Consider the following 16,735-nt stretch of genomic DNA (forward strand, 5'->3'; position numbering starts at 1 on the left):
TGTAAATTTATCTGATTTTGTGTATAATATATAAATGCGAATGATTTGCATTTGCATAATTTAAGTGGAGGATATATTATGAAATTAATTAGGATTTTACCGATATTATTGGCAGCAATACTGATTTTGACTTCCTGTGGGAAGACTTACTCAAAGAATTCAAATGTTGACACAGAAGAAAACGGAATTACCATAGTAACATCCTTTTATCCTATGTATATTTTTACAAAAAATATTACGAAGGATGTTAATGGGGTAAAAGTAATAAATATGGCTGAACCGAAAACAGGATGTCTTCATGATTACCAGATGACCCCATCCGATATGAAAAAGGTTGAACAGGCAGATATTATGGTTATTAATGGAGCCGGACTGGAGAGTTTTATTGAAAAAATTATAAAAGAAAGGCCTCAGTTAAAAATAATTGAAGCAAGCAAAGGCCTTGAACTTCTGAATGGCGAAAGTTCCCATGAAAGCGGGGACATTGAAGAGGACGAACATGAGGAGGATAGTGAACAAAAAGACCATGAGCACAGTGTAAACGCCCATGTATGGGTAAGTATAACAGGAGCAATAGCTGAAGTCAAAAATATAGGTGAACAGTTAGCAGCTGCGGATCCTGATAATGCCGAAAAGTATCGAAAAAATACCGAAGAGTACGTTAAAAAGCTGGAGGCTCAAAGGGAAAAAATGCTCAATGCTCTAAAAGGTATTGAGAACAGAAATATTGTTACCTTTCATGAAGCCTTTCCATACTTTGCAAAAGAGTTTGATCTAAATGTAATTGAGATAATTGAGACCGAGGAGGGAAGTTCACCTAGTGCTGGGGAATTGGCCGGTAAGATAAAAAAGATAAAAGAATCCAATGTAAAGGCTCTTTTTACAGACCCGCAGAATGTAACAAATATAGTACAGACTGTTTCGAAGGAAACAGGAATTAAAGTATATGAATTGGATCCGGTAGTAACCGGTCCTGAGGAACCGGATTTGGATGCATATATAAAAGCAATGGATAAAAATTTGGATGTATTGTTAGAGGCGTTGAAATGATGAGAGAAAAACATACTGCATGCTGTCAGAATAGTTGCCACGGTTTATGCTGTACAAAGATTGAGAATTTTGGAGTAACTTTCGGGAAAACGCAGGTTTTGAAAGATGTTAATCTCCATATACACTGCGGAGAGCTTACGGCTCTAATTGGACCAAATGGTGCAGGGAAGAGTACTCTCCTAAAGTCTATTCTGGGAGAGGTAAAACATACCGGAGAGCTTAAATTTATGGATGCAAAAGGAGAAAAACACGATAAACCTTTGATAGGTTATGTTCCACAGCATTTGAGCTTTGATACCGGCTCTCCTATAAGTGTATTTGATTTGTTTATGTCGTGTCTTGTAAAAACACCTTCATGGTTGTATAAGCCAAAGGGAATAAGAAAGAAAGTGGAGGAAAGCCTGGCTAAAGTTAAAGCGGAACACTTGATAGACCGTCGCTTAGGTGCTCTGTCGGGAGGCGAACTTCAGAGAGTGCTGCTTGCCCTTGCATTAGAACCTGTTCCGCATCTTTTGCTTTTGGATGAGCCGGTATCCGGGATTGACCAAAACGGTCTGGAGATGTTTTACAATACTTTGATAGAACTTAAGGAAAACTATGACCTTTCCATAATTTTGGTTTCCCATGATCTTGATTTTGTTCTAAGATATGCCGACAGGGTAGTATTGATAAAAGGTACGGTATTGGCCAGCGGCTCACCTTTAGAAATGTCAAAAAATGAAATGCTGTTAGAGACTTTCGGAATGTCATGGTTTAAAGATTATTCCGATAAAAACAGGGGGGATAGCAATCAATGATAAATTTTTTGTACTCTCTTATAGATGCTATCTTGCCTTTTCAATGGGCAGAACTTGAGTTTATGAAAAATGCACTGCTTGCAGTACTCTTGGTTTCAGCTGTTTTTGGAATACTGGGTACAATGATAGTGAATAACAAAATGGCATTCTTTTCTGATGCTTTAGGACATGGTGCATTTACCGGAGTGGCTGTAGGAAGCATAATGGGAATTTTTAGTCCCATTCATGGTGCGATAGCTTTTTCCATTGCCTTTTCTATTTTAATAACTGTTGTTAAGAATAAGAGCAAAACCTCGACGGATACCATAATAGGCGTATTTTCCTCCATAGCCATATCCACAGGACTGCTTCTTTTATCGGTTGGAGGAAAAAATATAAACAAGTATTCCAACTATCTTTATGGCGATTTACTGAGCATAACACCCTCGGATTTGAATCTGCTGCTGATTGCCTTTGTTGGAGTACTTTTATTGTGGTTGCTGTTGTTTAATAAAATGCTTCTAATCAGCGTAAATCAGTCCTTAGCAAGAAGTAGGGGAATTAATACCGTTGTTGTTGAAACCATTTTTACATCAGCTATTGCTGTAATTGTTACTGTGGGAATCCAATGGGTTGGGCTGCTTTTGATAAATTCTTTATTGGTACTTCCTGCAGCAGCTGCAAGAAATGTTAGCTTTAATGTAAGACAGTACCATTTGTTATCAGTGCTCTTTGCTCTTTTTTCAGGTATATCCGGTCTTATCCTGTCTTATTATTGGAATTCTACTACAGGAGCAACTATAGTACTTATTTCAGCAGGTATATATTTCCTAACGCTTGCGCTTAAGAATAAAGTCGGATAATATTTAATTTAAAGGTGTGTTTATATTCCAATTTTTCGTCGAGGGTGATTATTGTGAAATTGCGATATTGCTCGAAGCTTTTGTTTTTTAGGATATTTGTTTTAGCAATGCTGGTGTTTGGATATTCTCAAAGCTGTATGGAAGTCCAGGCTGCAGCACAAACACCTAACAGTATTACGGTTACAGTTGATTGGGATGAATTAAAATTTGATGTTCCGCCGCAAATAATAGAAGGAAGGACAATGGTTCCTTTGAGAGCTATTTTTGAGGCTCTGGATGCGCAAGTGGAATGGGATGGAGTAACCAGGACAGTAACCGGCTACCGGAAAAATACTGTTGTGAGCCTTGCGGTTGACAGTAAAATTGCCACTTTGAATGGAAAAAAAGTTGAACTGGACGTTCCTGCAATTATAGTGTCCGGGAGAACTCTGGTTCCTGTAAGGTTTATTTCTGAGAGTTTGGGTGCAAAGGTAACTTGGGATGCGAGACTGCGCAAAGTGGAAATATTGACCCAGGATGTAATACAAATTCCCGACAGTAACTTTGAAAAGGTAATCAGGAGAAATATAAAAAAGTATACAGGAGAACTGTTTACCAGCGATTTAAAAGGCATAAAAGTGTTGGAAGGAAGAGAAGCGGGTATATCCAATATTGAAGGTATACAATATATGAAAAATGTTACACATATTTATCTGGAAAAAAATAATATAAGCGATATAAGTTTATTGGGTAGCCTAAAGGAACTGAAAGTATTAAGCCTTAACGAAAATAGAATAACCGATATTACTCCCCTTTCTTCATTGAAAAATCTTCGGGTAATTTATATACATACCAATCTTTTAAAGGATTTGACACCTTTAGCTAATTTGACTGATTTGGAGGAATTGTATTTAGGCGGAAATTACATAAAAGATATAACACCTCTGTCGTCACTTTTAAATCTTAAAACCTTATTTCTTGGCGATAATCAAATTACCGATCTGACTGTGTTGAAGAACTTGAAAAATCTGAAGCATTTAGATATTTACGCTAATCCTGTGTTGGATATAACCCCTCTCAAGGCGCTGAACCATTTGGAAGAAGTGTATATAGAGTATTATAATAAGCAATCAGCACTTAATGAGGAACTTTATAAAAAGTATGAGGATATGATGAAAAAAGCGCAAGAAATAGTCGAAAAGGTTGTAAAACCCGGAATGTCCGATTTGGAAAAGGAACTGGCACTCCATGACTATTTGGTGGTACATACCAATTATGATTATGAAAACTATATTTCAAACACAGTACCTGAAGAAGCCCATCTACCTTATGGAGTTTTGGTTAACAGGGTTGCCGTGTGTGACGGTTTTGCCAGAACAATGCAAATTCTGTTGGACATGGTTGGTATAGAAAGTGAGCTTGTTTATGGAGAATCCTATGGTGAAAACGGATGGTATGGACACGCATGGAATATTGTAAAGATTGACGGAAAATACTATCACCTGGATGTTACTTTTGACAATATAGACAAAGATGGACGAAAAGTCGAAAAGGATTCAATAACGCACAAATATTTCAACATATCCGATAGACAAATTTCCTTTGACCATAGATGGGACAGAAGTATTTATCCTGCATGCAATAATGATAGTGAGCATTTTACAAGGGTATGTGAACTGACTGGTGATCGGATTATTGACGGAAATACGGCATATTATATAGATGAAGAAAATAACATTATAAATCTGGATACCGAAAACTTTACCACTTCAAATCTTACATCCAATAAGGCTGAAAGGATAGTTTTATGCGATGGTTTTATTTATTACATTCATATTTTAAACGGTGATGCAAAAGCTATTTATAGGATAAAAACCGACGGTACCGAAGAAAAGAAAGTATATGACGGATGGGCGAAATATCTTAAATCCGATGGGAGATATGTATACTTTATTGATGAGGATGACCGTATAAACCGATTGACCCAATCCGGATCCGAAATTATTACAAATAACAGTATAGTATCAGCATTATATTTGACGCAAGATTATATAATATATAAAGCTTATAATTGGGATTCAGGAGGCAAACTTTACAGGGTGAATAAAGCTACAGGAGAAAGTGATAGAATCGGTTTTGACACCCCGTCAGGTTTTTCCTTTTCCTTGGATTCCGGATATTTGACCTATTATTATACTCCTTTTGAAAGAGTGGTTGATGATTGGATTTATTATATCAATGAAAATGAAAGAAATAGTTTGTTCAAGATAAGAACGGACGGAACAGGCAGAACCAGATTAAACAATTCCGACAGTACTATAATAGAAATTTACGGCGATTGGATGTACTATCACAATAACAGTGACCAATCCAAAGTTTACAGGGTAAGAATTGACGGAACTGAAAATAATATAGTTGGCTGATGATTTTGAAAAAAAACATACGATGGGTGATTTTGGCAAGTACATCAAGTGTAATGAGTGCCAATGATACACAGTAATACCTAATAATGTTTACATTATACAATAAATGGATTATTATTTTATTAAAAATACTGACAAGAGGAGTTAGGCTGTATGATTGAACTTAAAAATATAACCAAGACCTATAGCGGAACTTTGAAGGCTGTTGACGATATCAGCATTACAATACAGGACGGTGAAATATTCGGTTTTTTAGGACCTAATGGTGCCGGTAAAACTACGACAATAAAAATGATAACAGGTATTTTGAAGCCTGACAGTGGAAGTATCAAAATTAATGGGATAGATATAAATGAAAATCCGACAGATGCGAAAAAACAATTCGGTTTTGTTCCCGATGATCCGAATATATTTTTAAGGCTGAAGGGAATTGAATACTTAAATTTCATGGCAGATGTGTATGAAGTTAGCGACAGCGACAGAAAGCAGAGGATTGAAAGTCTTGCTGAAAGATTTGAAATGTCCGGTGCTTTAGGTGATTATATAAAGAGTTATTCCCATGGTATGAGACAGAAAATTGTCATTATGGGTGTACTGATACACAATCCTCCTGTTTGGATTTTAGATGAGCCTATGACGGGGCTTGACCCTAAATCCTCCTTTGTTTTGAAAGAAATGATGAGAGAACATGCATCCAAAGGGAATACAGTGTTTTTTTCAACCCATATACTTGAAGTGGCTGAAAAATTGTGTGACAAAGTAGCCATTATAAATAAGGGTAAAATTCTTTTTGCAGGAAGGCTTGATGAAATGAGAGAACACTTTAAGACTAATCAGTCCCTTGAAAAAATGTTTTTGGAGTTGACGGAAAATGGACAATAAGCTTTTTATTCTTACAAAAACTCTGTTAAAGAATGGCTTTGGCTTTAAAGCAACCGGAAAAAAGAAAGTTAGGCAGATTATTTTTGCCTTATTGATAGCTTTGTGCATTGTACCTTATTTCACAGGCATATTTTACTTTGTTTCAAGCATGTATGATTCTTTAAAAGCCATAAACCAGGAAGGTGTAATTCTAAGTTTGGGAATTGCCTTTACTTCTTTTACTATACTTTTCTTTGGAATATTTTATGTAATTAATGTATTTTACTTTGCTGATGACGTGGAAAACCTTTTGCCGCTTCCTCTGAAACCTTCAGCAATTATCGGATCAAAATTTATTGTTACGGTAATATATGAATATATTACAGAAATTTTTATATTGCTGCCGTTGCTCATTGTATATAGCTATAAAAGCGGAGCAACATTTATGTACTATATATATGCTTTATTGATTTTTATCCTTGTGCCTGTTGTACCATTGTCCATGGCCTCGATTATTGTTATGGCTATAATGAGATTTACCTCAATAGCTAAAAACCGAGATCGTTTCAAAATGGTTAGCGGTATAATAGCGATGTTCACTGCTGTTAGTTTTAATATTGCAATACAGCGTCTCGCATCGAAAACGGTGGATCCTTCAGAGGTCCAGGAGATGTTCATCAGGGGGCAAAATTCCTTGGTTGAGCTTGTATCAAGAATCTTCCCCGGTGCAAAATTTGCAGCACTTAGTATTGTTAACAACTCAGATATTTCAGGACTTATAAATCTTCTGATTTTTATTTTAATTAATGCGGTGAGTTTTATTATATTTTTGTATATAGGTGAGATGTGGTATTTTAGAGGTGTAATCGGTATTTCTGAAAATGCTGCAAAAAGAAAGAAGGTCACCAGTGATGATTTAAGCAGGGTCAGCATACGTCAGTCGGTATTAAAAGCTTATACAATAAAGGAGTTGAAACTTCTTTTTCGAACACCCATTTATTTTATGAACTGTGTTCTTATAAATTTTATTTTGCCCGTACTTATGGTTTTACCGTTTATTACTCAACCGCAGAATGGTGCTGAATTGGATAGCATCAGAGTGCTAATGCGTAGCGGTGCTTTCGAAGGCATTATTGTGACAATAGGATTTGCTGCAGCAATTATAATTTCAACTTTTAATTCCATAACTCCAACTTCTATCTCAAGAGAAGGACAAAATTTCTATGTAAATAAATTTTTACCGGTTTCCTATAAAACTCAGATAATGGCCAAAGTACTTTCCGGAGTGATAATATCTTTTATTGGAGTAGTTATTGCTCTTATAAGTGCAGCAGTATTTTTAAGCATACCTGTGCACCTGATATTTATGATAGCCGTTATAAGTCTGTTTGGCATAGTGTTTACTTCTTTTACAGGAGTATTGATTGATTTGTTCCATCCTAAACTCAATTGGGATAATGAGCAAAGGGCTGTAAAACAGAATCTCAATCCTGTTTTTAACATGTTTCTGGCATTAATTTTCGGAGGAGCATTAATTTGGGCCTCCATAACATATAGTTTTAATGCTGTTTCAACTTGTGGTATAATTTTCCTTGTTTTTGGAATTGCTGATTTAGTGTTGTACAAAGTTATATCTACAATGGGGGTAAAGTTATTTGGCGATATAGAGGTATAAGATTATTCTTTGGTGTCTGGTTGAGTGACAGGAGGATTAATAATTACTTCCTGATTATGGGCAAATATTTTGTCGCTGTATTCCTTTCCGGCCCAGTTCTTAACAATGTCATAGGATTTCTTATACACTTCATAGTCCTCCGGCTTATGGGCATCGGAAGCTACAAATTGAACCAAGTTCAGATCAATAAGCTTCTTGGCAAATTTTTTGACGTTGGAACCGTGAATTCCAACTATACTTGCAGCATCTAACTGAACAAGGCAGCCTGTTTCTATTAAATCAATGAACTTTTGCGTATTCCTTGCAAAATAAATGTTCCTTTCAGGATGGGCTATAATGGGAACTATTCCTTCAGCATGCAATTTTAAAAGAGTTTCATTGATGTTAACAGGCATTATGTCAAAAGGAAGTTCAAACAGTAAATACTTTGACTTGTTCAGCGTATATTTGTATTTTTGTAGGAACACATCATTGATTGAAGAAACCAGAAACACCTCATAGCCCAAAAATAGTTCAATTCCAAAATCTCTAATCCTGGATTTTACATTATAGAAATTTTCCAGGATCTTATCTGGTTTATATATGTTTTTATTGTAATGGGGGGTAACAATAATTTTGTTCACTCCCAGTTTTTCAGCTTCCAATATCATCCTTATCGAGTCTTTAACTGTTGAAGGCCCATCATCCACTCCGAAAATTATATGACAGTGTATATCAATCATATTGTTCCCTCTTTAAATCTTTAATTAATTCTGACCATTTTTTGAGGTATTTTCTTTGAGAATTGTAATAGTCATAACTGCCATAATAACTTTTGTATTCCGATTTGTTTATTTTGTTTAAAACGACACCCAGTATATTGGCATTGGCTCTTATAAGCTGTTCTTTCATCCTTATGGCGTTCTGGCATTTAACTGCATTGGCCTCAATGACAATTATTGTGCCGTCTACCTGGGCAGCAACGACAGCTGCGTCTATGACACTTCCTAAAGGCGGAGTGTCAATAATAACTGTATCATAAAGTTCCCTTACTTCGCGGATAAAATTGCTGAATCGGTTGGAGGTAATAAGTTCTCCGGGGTTGTTGACTTTAATACCGCAGGTTATAAAGCTGAAGCCGTCAATGTCGGTTTTATTTATTACGTCTTCAAGGGTGGCCTGCCCCAGTATATAATTGGTGAGACCTTTCAAATTACTGCTCATAAAGTATTTAAAGGGCATAGGTTTGCGTATGTCGGCATCGACGTATAAAACGTTCATTCCTGCCTTGGCCATGGAGATTCCTAAGTTTATTGATGTTGTCGATTTTCCCTCACCGGGGCTGTAGCTTGTAATGGCTATAGTTTTGATTTTTTTGCTGGATTCGCAAAATTGAATATTTGCTCTTAAAGCCTTATATGCTTCTTCTACTGTTTGATTCAAATTATATTTAATCACATAGCTGATTTCAGGCAATTTTAAGCACCTCCTACTTAATATCAAATGTAGGTATAGTTCCAAGTACATTGAGTTCCAAATAAGTTCCTATATCTTCAGAGGTTTTAATGGTTTCGTTTAATATTTCATATAGGTAGAATGACCCCACCGTTGCAAAAAAGCTTATTAGAAATGCCAATAAAGTATTAAGCAAAGGCTGAGGTTCTACCGGAGTTTTAGGGATTTCTGCCGAATCGACAACACTTATATTGTCTATTTTAGTGATATTTATAGCCTTTTTTACGAAAACTTCACAAATTTTGTTTGCCAGTTGCATACTTCTTACAGGGTCTGTATCTTTTACTCTGATATCCAAAACTCTGGTATCGTTTTTCGAGTTTGCAGTAATTTTTTTTGACAATTCATCGGGGGTGATATCGGTTATTTTCAGTTCATCCAATACGGTTTTGGCAATGGTTTTGCTTTTTATAAGTTCCCTATAATCCTTAACCAGCTGTTGATTCTTTAACAGTTCGTTATAGGTTAATTCATCTTCCGAAACTGCATTTTGAGTGATTATATATAGCGTTGAGGAAGCTTCATATACGGGAGGTATAAGTAATACACTTCCAATGGCGACAATAATGGACACAAGAATTGGTATCGTAATAATTAATATTAACTTTTTTCTTATCATTATCAAAAATTGTTTAAGTTCCACTATGAATCACCTTTTCAAATAAATTTTATTTTAATGCTATTAAATACTGTTAAATCGTGATAAAAAAATTACTATTTCTATGTGCTGATTAAAAACAAATACTCAAGCCGCAGTTACAAGCTATTCTACGGCACAAGATGCGGCTTGAGCTAAATAAAAGCATAAAACGCTAATTTTCAGTTCTGCTGTTTCTTATCCAGAAGATTCTTGCCAGAATTCCGAATAAAACTCCAAGTATTATTGCTACTATAATGCTGAGAATTCCATATTTCACATCAAAATGTAAGCATAGGAAATGTTCGTATAAATCTTGTACGTCAAATACATCATTAAAAATTTGAAGTCCGATCATGTTGATTATAAAAATCAGCAAATTAAATATTAAAGTAGTAGCAACAATTGTTCTTTGTCTTACTCTTGATAACCAGTTATAGAACCATTCGGAAACAAGTCCCGGAACAATAAGCATAAAAAATGCAACAACAGCAAATAAAAAGTCCATGTTTTTTCTCCTTTCCATAAAATACTCTAATTTATAATACTCGGGACTTAAGATTATGGTTCCACCCTTATCAATAAATCAATTAAAAACTCAATTCATGCACATTCGAAGGCTTTATAGGCAGGGAATTTGAGTTTAATGGGAAGTTTAATTAACATCTGTTGTAAGTTTTTCATAATATGAATTGTACTGCTTATCAAAAAATCCACTAAGGACTTAATGTGCAGGGTTAATCAACTTAACAGGCCGTTTTTATGTAGCTTTTGTAAATTCTAGGAGGGTTTTACCGTGAGGAATTTAAACAACAAAATATACCTGCTTATAGATTGTTTTTTTATAAACATGGCTTTATATATTGGACTTTTAGTCCGGTTTGACGGAAACGTTCCCTCAGGCTTATTGGGAATGCTTCCATTTAATTTCATCATTATAACCGCATTAAGTTTACCTATTTTTTATATATTCGGTATTTACTCAATGCTGTGGAACTATGCAAGCGTTGAAGAGCTTATAAGAATATTTTTGGCAACAATAACATCATCAATTACGCAAATTTTTTTAGCTGCGTATTTTAATGTGTTATTTCCTCCTTCGGTATATATTATTGCATGGATGATTACATTTTTTTTTGTGGGGGGAGTAAAATTTTTAAGAAGAATTGTCAGGAGTTTAAGAATAAAAAAGAGAAAAGGCATTCACAGAAAAAGGGTGATGATTGTTGGTGCCGGTGAAGCTGCTTCACTGCTTATTAAGGAAATGAAAAACAATAAGCACAGTATTTATGAACCGGTGGTTGCAATAGATGACGACCATAAAAAGCACAATACTCAAATAAACGGTGTTCCAATCGCCGGGGGAAGGGAAAAAATTGTAAAAACTGCGATGGATATGGCGGTAGAAGAAATAGTTTTAGCCATACCGTCAATTACAAGAAAGGAAACCTTTGAACTTATAAATATATGTCAAAAGACTGGTTGTAAACTAAAAGTGCTGCCAAGTGTATACAGTCTTGTAAACGGAGAAGTAAGCATTAAAAAAATCAGAGATGTTACCATTGAAGATCTTCTGCAAAGGGATGAGATTTCACTTTCTGTTGAGGAGATATCCGGATATTTAAAAGGTGAGACCATTTTGGTTACCGGGGGAGGTGGATCTATAGGCTCGGAACTTTGCAGACAAATAGCGGCCTATGAACCTGAAAGTCTTCTTATTTTCGATATATACGAAAACAATGCCTATGAACTGCAAAACGAACTTGAACAAAAATATAAAGGCAGTCTGGATATTAAAGTGATAATAGGTTCTATTCGGGATAAAAAAAGATTGGATTATGTATTTTCTCGGCATAGACCCGGCATTGTATTTCATGCAGCGGCCCACAAGCATGTTCCCCTTATGGAATTCAACCCGCAGGAAGCGGTTAAGAATAATGTTTACGGTACATTGAATCTGGCCGAATGTGCCCATCAATACAATTGCAAAAAATTCGTACTCATATCCACAGATAAAGCCGTTAATCCAACAAGCATAATGGGGGCAACAAAAAGAATTGCCGAGTTGATAATACAATATATGAACAGCATCAGCAAAACAAAATTCTCTGCCGTAAGGTTTGGCAATGTATTGGGCAGCAATGGCAGTGTTATTCCCCTTTTCAAAAAGCAAATCGAAAACGGAGGACCTATAACTATTACTCATCCAGATGTAACCCGGTATTTTATGACTATCCCGGAAGCGGTGAGTCTCGTTATTCAATCAGGAGCGATGATGGAGGGAGGAGAAATATTTGTATTGGATATGGGCAAGCCTGTTAAAATTATTGACCTTGCCAAAACATTAATTTCACTTTCGGGACTTACTCCCTATGTTGATATTGATTTTGAATACATCGGACTGAGACCGGGAGAAAAGCTCTATGAGGAACTGCTGATGTCTGAAGAGGAAGTTAGAATAACGAAGCATGACAAGATTTTCATTGAAAAGGTAAGGGATATTGATTTCGAGAACTGCATGCAGTGCATAAAAGCTTTTCAATCGGAAAATTTTGAGGACGGTGAGAAAATAGAAGCTTTTGTCAGGCGAATAGTACCAAATTATCAAAGGTTTTGTAACCAAATAGAAAAAGATACATAAGATAACAATATGATAAACTTTGATACCGAAGACCTGATTTATAAGGCATTGGTGTTGCAAGGCGGGATGATAGTGAAGGAGAATAATTCCTGGAAAAGGACAGCTTTTTTAAAAGAACAATGTGGAGAGAAAAATCAAGATATTGAAACAAGTCTTGAAAATAAAGATTCCAATTCATTAGATTCCAATGAAAAAACAAAAAAGTCCTTGGAGGAACTCGGATATTCCTTTGAAGTCGGCGTTTAGTGAAAAAGATTTAATTTAAGAATTTGGAGGTAAAAATGGATTTAAAAATTGAGGGTAAAAATGTATTGGTAGTGGGTGCAAGTAAAGGAATAGGCAAAAGCATCGCTTTGGGTTTTGCCCGGGAAGGAGCTAAACTTACAATCATTGCCCGAAGTGAAGATTTGCTGATAAAACTTAAAAATGAATTAATGCAACTAAAAGATTCCGATCACGCATACTATGCCGTTGATGTCATGGAGATAAAGGGCGATGAATTCGCTCGTAAATTAATTGAAGAAAGAGGAGTTTTTGACATAGCTGTTCACAATGTCGGCGGCTCTCTGATTGGCAGAAATGCTTTAGGGAAGTTTGAAGAGTGGGAGTACGCAATAAAGTTCAATGCCGGTGTTGCAATAGATATGAACAGTGTTCTGATTCCGGCGATGGTTGATAAAGGATGGGGGCGAGTAATACACATATCTTCAATTTCCGCCGTGATGCTCCGGGGTAATCCCTTATATGCCTCTGCAAAAGCCTTTTTGAATGCCTATGTTACTACAGTAGGACGTGCAGTTGCCAATACCGGTGTTGTGGTATCTGCAGTAATGCCGGGTGCAGTTGCCTTCCCGGGAAGTTATTGGGATAAATATATGGAAACCGATCCTGCTCGCTGCGAGGATTTTCTAAGACATCATCAGGCAGTGGGAAGATTCGGTACCCCGGAGGAAATTGCCGATGCGGTACTTTTTTTGGCCAGTGATCAGGCTTCGTTTATGCAGGCTGCTCTGGTACCGGTAGACGGAGCAAATATGTAGGGGTGGCACAGGTGAAGAGACTGTTGGATATTGTCATAAGTTTTCTTAGCCTTGTTATTCTGTTTCCGTTATTTGTAGTTATCGCTGTCCTTGTAATGCTGACATCACCCGGTGGAATCTTCTTCAGAGGTGTACGGGTCGGACAATACGGCAAACCGTTTAAAATTTATAAATTCCGATCAATGGTAAAAGATGCTGAGGGAAATGGAAAATGGAATGTGGGAAACAATGATGAGAGGATAACTCCCATCGGAAGATTTTTGAGAATTACAAAAATTGATGAACTGCCTCAATTGATTAATGTACTTAAAGGGGATATGTCACTGGTAGGACCCAGACCTGAATTGCAAATTTATGTTGATATGTACACCGAAGAAGAGAAAAAAATTCTTGATTTAAAACCGGGGATTACCGATTGGGCCTCTTTGGCAAATTTCGATCAGTATCGCATATTTACAAGGGCAAAGGACCCCGATGAAGCCTATCTGAAATACATCCGACCGTTAAAGCTGAAACTTCAGCTGTACTATAGATATAATAATTCAATGCTTATTGATTTGAAAATTATCCTTTGGACAATATACAAGGTTATTTTTCGAAGCAAAAGGCTGCCGAAAGAAATCGAAGCTATTGTTGCGGAATATAGAGAGAAAGTTGAAGTTTCAGAGTAGAGCAAACTCCTGTTTCCCGGATAAATGTCATAAAGGGAGGAAGTAAATTATGACAAGTGAGCAGCTTGCATGGAAAATAAGACGTCATGCAATTGAAATGACACATATATCAAAAGGTTCTCATATAGGTTCGATTTTATCCGTAGCAGATATTGTCGCTGTTCTGTACAACGATATAGCTTATGTAAACCCAAAAGATCCAAAAATGTACGACAGGGACAGAATCATCCTCAGCAAAGGGCATGCCGGTGCAGCTATATATATTGCTCTTGCCGAAAAAGGCTTTTTTGATGTGGAGGAATTAAAAACCCACTATGCTGACGGCAGCAGACTATCGGGGCATGTGTCCCACAAAGGAGTTCCCGGAGTGGAGTTTTCAACCGGTTCCCTTGGACATGGTTTGTCGGTGGCAGCCGGCATGGCTTATGCGGCCAAAAAGGACAATAGACAACATAGAGTGTTTGTAATCTGCGGTGATGGGGAATGTGATGAAGGGGCAGTATGGGAAGCTGCTTTGGTAGCTAACCATTATAAACTCAATAATCTTATTACTGTCATTGACCACAACAAAATGCAAAGCCTCGACTTTTGCGAAAACACCATTTCCCTTTCACCTTTTGCTGACAAATGGAAGGCTTTTGGCTGGAATGTTATAGATATAGACGGTCATGATCATGATGCTTTGCGGGCTGCATTCAACAAAGCAAAGCAGTCGGAAGATAAGCCTACGGTTATCATTGCAAACACAGTTAAGGGAAAAGGAATATCCTTTATGGAAAACAACATACTTTGGCATTATCGCTATCCCCACGAAGGAGAGGAATATGACAGAGCTGTTGCAGAGTTGAAAGATCAAATCCCGGAAGGCATTTTTGATATGTATGAGTCGGAGGCTGGCAAACTATGAGAGATACCTTTGTAAAAACTTTAATAGATATTGCAAAAAAGGATAGAAATGTTCATCTTGTTACCGGTGATTTGGGATTCGGTGTATTAAAGCCATTCTGGGAACAGTTGCCCGACCAGTTTACAAATGCCGGAATAGCGGAACAAAATATGATTGGCTTTGCAGCAGGAATGGCAATGGAAGGAAAGACGGTATTCGCTTATTCTATAGGAAACTTTTCTACCCTTCGTGCCTTGGAACAGATAAGAAATGACTGTGCGTACCATAATGCCGATGTAAAGGTTGTCTGTGTAGGCGGCGGATTTGCTTACGGAGCTTTGGGAATGAGCCATCATGCCACAGAGGATTTATCCATAATGCGGGCTTTGCCGGATGTTACGGTTTTGGCCCCGGGGGATTCCATTGAAGCCGAATGGGCAACTAAAGCTATTTATGAGTGCAAAGGTACTTGCTATTTGAGACTTGGAAGAGGCGGAGAAAAACGTATTCACGATAAGACAGGCAATTTTCAGATTGGGAAGGCAGTCAAAATAAAGGACGGAGAGAGGATAGTAATTTTTTCAACCGGGGCTATTTTCGATGAAGTTTCAAGAGCTTTCGAAATACTGAGAAAAGAAGAAATAGATCCTGCTTTATATACATTTCCGACAGTGAAACCCATTGACATGCAAACCATTGAAGAATGTTCCAGAAAATTTAAGCTTATTGTAACCGTTGAAGAGCATAACATTTTAGGCGGATTCGGCAGTGCCGTATCGGAGGTTGTTGCAGAATTGACCGGAATGAAGGCCAAAGTTTTAAGAATAGGGTTAAATGACAAGTACTCCAGTATTGTAGGATCTCAAAAGTATTTAAGGGATATTTACGGAATGAGTGCCGAAAAGATTGCAGCAAAAGTATTTGAATGCCAAAAGGATGTGTTGTGATGATGAATCCTGTTTTTGACAATGAGACGGTTTCGGTAATAATTCCGGTCTACAATTCTGAAAAATATATTTCCAAAACACTGGATTCAGTTTTAAATCAAACTTACAGACTACTTGAAATTATTGTGGTGGATGATTGTTCAAAAGATTCCTCAGAACAGATAATAAGAAATTACGCCAAATACCATAGCAATATCTTGTACCATAAATTCAATCAAAATTACGGAGCTGCCGTTGCCAGAAATAAAGCTTTGGAGCTGTCGAAAGGAAGGTTTGTAGCATTTTTGGACAGTGATGATATATGGTATCCGAATAAATTGGAAAAACAGTTGGAATTGATGAAAGAAAAGAGTGCGGCAATTTGTTATACAGCAATAGAAATGATTGATGAAGAGGGTAACCTGATTAAAGGGAAAAGGGAAGTTAAAGAGACCATTGACTATAAGTTTCTGCTAAGGAATACAATGATAGCTACTTCCACCGTTGTAATAGACCGAAGGATAACGGGTGATTTTAAGATGCCGCTGATTCGTTCCGGACAGGATTATGCTACATGGCTTTTGCTTATGCGTAGCGGTACAAAGGCCTACGGTATAAATGAACCTTTGGTAAAGTACAGAAAACTGAAGAATTCCCTGTCTTCAAATAAAGTTAAAAATATAAAAAAAGTATGGAGAGTACAGACGGAATTCGAGAAAATCAATCCCATTATTGCAGGATACAACTCAATTTGTTATGCGATAAATGCTTTTAAAAAACATTATATGTGATTGTTCACATGCGATATTATAA

The 16,735-nt window shown here is 36.7% G+C and carries 17 protein-coding genes; 13 read left to right on the forward strand and 4 right to left on the reverse strand.

All coding sequences use genetic code 11. The features are described from left to right. Positions 1-78 precede the first annotated feature (78 nt). From CLOCL_RS04845 to CLOCL_RS04870, 6 genes are all read left to right on the forward strand, one after another. Positions 79-1,050, forward strand: a complete 972-nt coding sequence (locus CLOCL_RS04845) for a metal ABC transporter substrate-binding protein (RefSeq protein WP_014254293.1) — start codon at positions 79-81, stop codon at positions 1,048-1,050. Then, positions 1,047-1,847 (forward strand): metal ABC transporter ATP-binding protein, encoded by an 801-nt coding sequence (locus tag CLOCL_RS04850; protein WP_014254294.1) that lies wholly within the window; start codon positions 1,047-1,049, stop codon positions 1,845-1,847. Before CLOCL_RS04845 ends, CLOCL_RS04850 begins: the two co-directional genes overlap by 4 nt. Then, entirely contained in the window at positions 1,844-2,689 is an 846-nt protein-coding gene (locus tag CLOCL_RS04855; RefSeq protein WP_014254295.1) for a metal ABC transporter permease, read from the forward strand. Before CLOCL_RS04850 ends, CLOCL_RS04855 begins: the two co-directional genes overlap by 4 nt. Before the next feature lie 53 nt (positions 2,690-2,742). Further along, on the forward strand, positions 2,743-5,091 hold the full coding sequence (locus tag CLOCL_RS04860) for a stalk domain-containing protein (RefSeq protein WP_014254296.1): 2,349 nt from the start codon (positions 2,743-2,745) through the stop codon (positions 5,089-5,091). A 153-nt stretch (positions 5,092-5,244) separates the two neighbouring features. Further along, a complete protein-coding gene (locus tag CLOCL_RS04865) occupies positions 5,245-5,973 on the forward strand; it encodes an ABC transporter ATP-binding protein (protein WP_014254297.1) in 729 nt (242 codons plus the stop codon). Continuing rightward, the gene (locus CLOCL_RS04870) at positions 5,963-7,627 is read left to right on the forward strand and encodes a putative ABC transporter permease subunit (protein ID WP_014254298.1); all 1,665 of its coding nucleotides are present in this window, start codon (positions 5,963-5,965) and stop codon (positions 7,625-7,627) included. Before CLOCL_RS04865 ends, CLOCL_RS04870 begins: the two co-directional genes overlap by 11 nt. Before the next feature lie 2 nt (positions 7,628-7,629). On the opposite strand, the gene CLOCL_RS04875 is transcribed toward CLOCL_RS04870, so the two are convergent. The 4 genes from CLOCL_RS04875 to CLOCL_RS04890 form a co-directional block, all read right to left on the reverse strand. Next, on the reverse strand, positions 7,630-8,349 hold the full coding sequence (locus CLOCL_RS04875; RefSeq protein WP_014254299.1) for a tyrosine-protein phosphatase: 720 nt from the start codon (positions 8,347-8,349) through the stop codon (positions 7,630-7,632). Next, on the reverse strand, positions 8,342-9,082 hold the full coding sequence (locus CLOCL_RS04880; protein ID WP_014254300.1) for a CpsD/CapB family tyrosine-protein kinase: 741 nt from the start codon (positions 9,080-9,082) through the stop codon (positions 8,342-8,344). The genes CLOCL_RS04875 and CLOCL_RS04880 overlap by 8 nt, the downstream gene beginning before the upstream one ends. A 13-nt stretch (positions 9,083-9,095) precedes the next feature. Next, a complete protein-coding gene (locus CLOCL_RS04885) occupies positions 9,096-9,764 on the reverse strand; it encodes a YveK family protein (RefSeq protein ID WP_014254301.1) in 669 nt (222 codons plus the stop codon). Between the two features lie 169 nt (positions 9,765-9,933). Beyond that, positions 9,934-10,266 (reverse strand): hypothetical protein, encoded by a 333-nt coding sequence (locus CLOCL_RS04890; RefSeq protein ID WP_014254302.1) that lies wholly within the window; start codon positions 10,264-10,266, stop codon positions 9,934-9,936. A gap of 288 nt (positions 10,267-10,554) precedes the next feature. Here CLOCL_RS04890 and CLOCL_RS04895 point away from each other — a divergent pair, with 288 nt between their 5' ends. Genes CLOCL_RS04895 through CLOCL_RS04925 form a run of 7 tightly spaced genes read left to right on the forward strand, consistent with a single transcriptional unit; the run spans position 10,555 to position 16,713 of the window. Next, on the forward strand, positions 10,555-12,399 hold the full coding sequence (locus CLOCL_RS04895) for a nucleoside-diphosphate sugar epimerase/dehydratase (protein ID WP_014254303.1): 1,845 nt from the start codon (positions 10,555-10,557) through the stop codon (positions 12,397-12,399). Between the two features lie 9 nt (positions 12,400-12,408). After that, positions 12,409-12,645 (forward strand): hypothetical protein, encoded by a 237-nt coding sequence (locus tag CLOCL_RS04900; RefSeq protein WP_014254304.1) that lies wholly within the window; start codon positions 12,409-12,411, stop codon positions 12,643-12,645. Between the two features lie 35 nt (positions 12,646-12,680). Continuing rightward, on the forward strand, positions 12,681-13,439 hold the full coding sequence (locus CLOCL_RS04905) for an SDR family NAD(P)-dependent oxidoreductase (protein WP_014254305.1): 759 nt from the start codon (positions 12,681-12,683) through the stop codon (positions 13,437-13,439). Between the two features lie 11 nt (positions 13,440-13,450). Next, the gene (locus CLOCL_RS04910) at positions 13,451-14,110 is read left to right on the forward strand and encodes a sugar transferase (RefSeq protein ID WP_014254306.1); all 660 of its coding nucleotides are present in this window, start codon (positions 13,451-13,453) and stop codon (positions 14,108-14,110) included. Between the two features lie 49 nt (positions 14,111-14,159). Then, positions 14,160-15,017: a transketolase gene (locus CLOCL_RS04915; RefSeq protein WP_014254307.1), complete on the forward strand. Its 858-nt coding sequence runs from the start codon at positions 14,160-14,162 to the stop codon at positions 15,015-15,017. Continuing rightward, complete coding sequence (locus CLOCL_RS04920) at positions 15,014-15,943, forward strand: transketolase family protein (RefSeq protein WP_014254308.1); 930 nt, start codon at positions 15,014-15,016, stop codon at positions 15,941-15,943. Before CLOCL_RS04915 ends, CLOCL_RS04920 begins: the two co-directional genes overlap by 4 nt. Further along, positions 15,943-16,713: a glycosyltransferase family 2 protein gene (locus tag CLOCL_RS04925; protein ID WP_014254309.1), complete on the forward strand. Its 771-nt coding sequence runs from the start codon at positions 15,943-15,945 to the stop codon at positions 16,711-16,713. Before CLOCL_RS04920 ends, CLOCL_RS04925 begins: the two co-directional genes overlap by 1 nt. Positions 16,714-16,735: the final 22 nt, after the last annotated feature.

It is taken from the genome of Acetivibrio clariflavus DSM 19732, assembly GCF_000237085.1.
In the GTDB taxonomy this organism is placed as follows: Bacteria; Bacillota; Clostridia; order Acetivibrionales; family Acetivibrionaceae; genus Acetivibrio; species Acetivibrio clariflavus.

Bases quoted from the DNA above. Each gene is read 5' to 3' on its own strand.
- CLOCL_RS04875 (WP_014254299.1), bottom strand. From the start codon at position 8,349: ATGATTGATATACACTGTCATATAATTTTCGGAGTGGATGATGGGCCT.
- CLOCL_RS04900 (WP_014254304.1), top strand. From the start codon at position 12,409: ATGATAAACTTTGATACCGAAGACCTGATTTATAAGGCATTGGTGTTG.
- CLOCL_RS04920 (WP_014254308.1), top strand. From the start codon at position 15,014: ATGAGAGATACCTTTGTAAAAACTTTAATAGATATTGCAAAAAAGGAT.
- CLOCL_RS04845 (WP_014254293.1), top strand. From the start codon at position 79: ATGAAATTAATTAGGATTTTACCGATATTATTGGCAGCAATACTGATT.
- CLOCL_RS04855 (WP_014254295.1), top strand. From the start codon at position 1,844: ATGATAAATTTTTTGTACTCTCTTATAGATGCTATCTTGCCTTTTCAA.
- CLOCL_RS04915 (WP_014254307.1), top strand. From the start codon at position 14,160: ATGACAAGTGAGCAGCTTGCATGGAAAATAAGACGTCATGCAATTGAA.
- CLOCL_RS04870 (WP_014254298.1), top strand. From the start codon at position 5,963: ATGGACAATAAGCTTTTTATTCTTACAAAAACTCTGTTAAAGAATGGC.
- CLOCL_RS04925 (WP_014254309.1), top strand. From the start codon at position 15,943: ATGATGAATCCTGTTTTTGACAATGAGACGGTTTCGGTAATAATTCCG.
- CLOCL_RS04890 (WP_014254302.1), bottom strand. From the start codon at position 10,266: ATGGACTTTTTATTTGCTGTTGTTGCATTTTTTATGCTTATTGTTCCG.
- CLOCL_RS04850 (WP_014254294.1), top strand. From the start codon at position 1,047: ATGATGAGAGAAAAACATACTGCATGCTGTCAGAATAGTTGCCACGGT.
- CLOCL_RS04905 (WP_014254305.1), top strand. From the start codon at position 12,681: ATGGATTTAAAAATTGAGGGTAAAAATGTATTGGTAGTGGGTGCAAGT.
- CLOCL_RS04865 (WP_014254297.1), top strand. From the start codon at position 5,245: ATGATTGAACTTAAAAATATAACCAAGACCTATAGCGGAACTTTGAAG.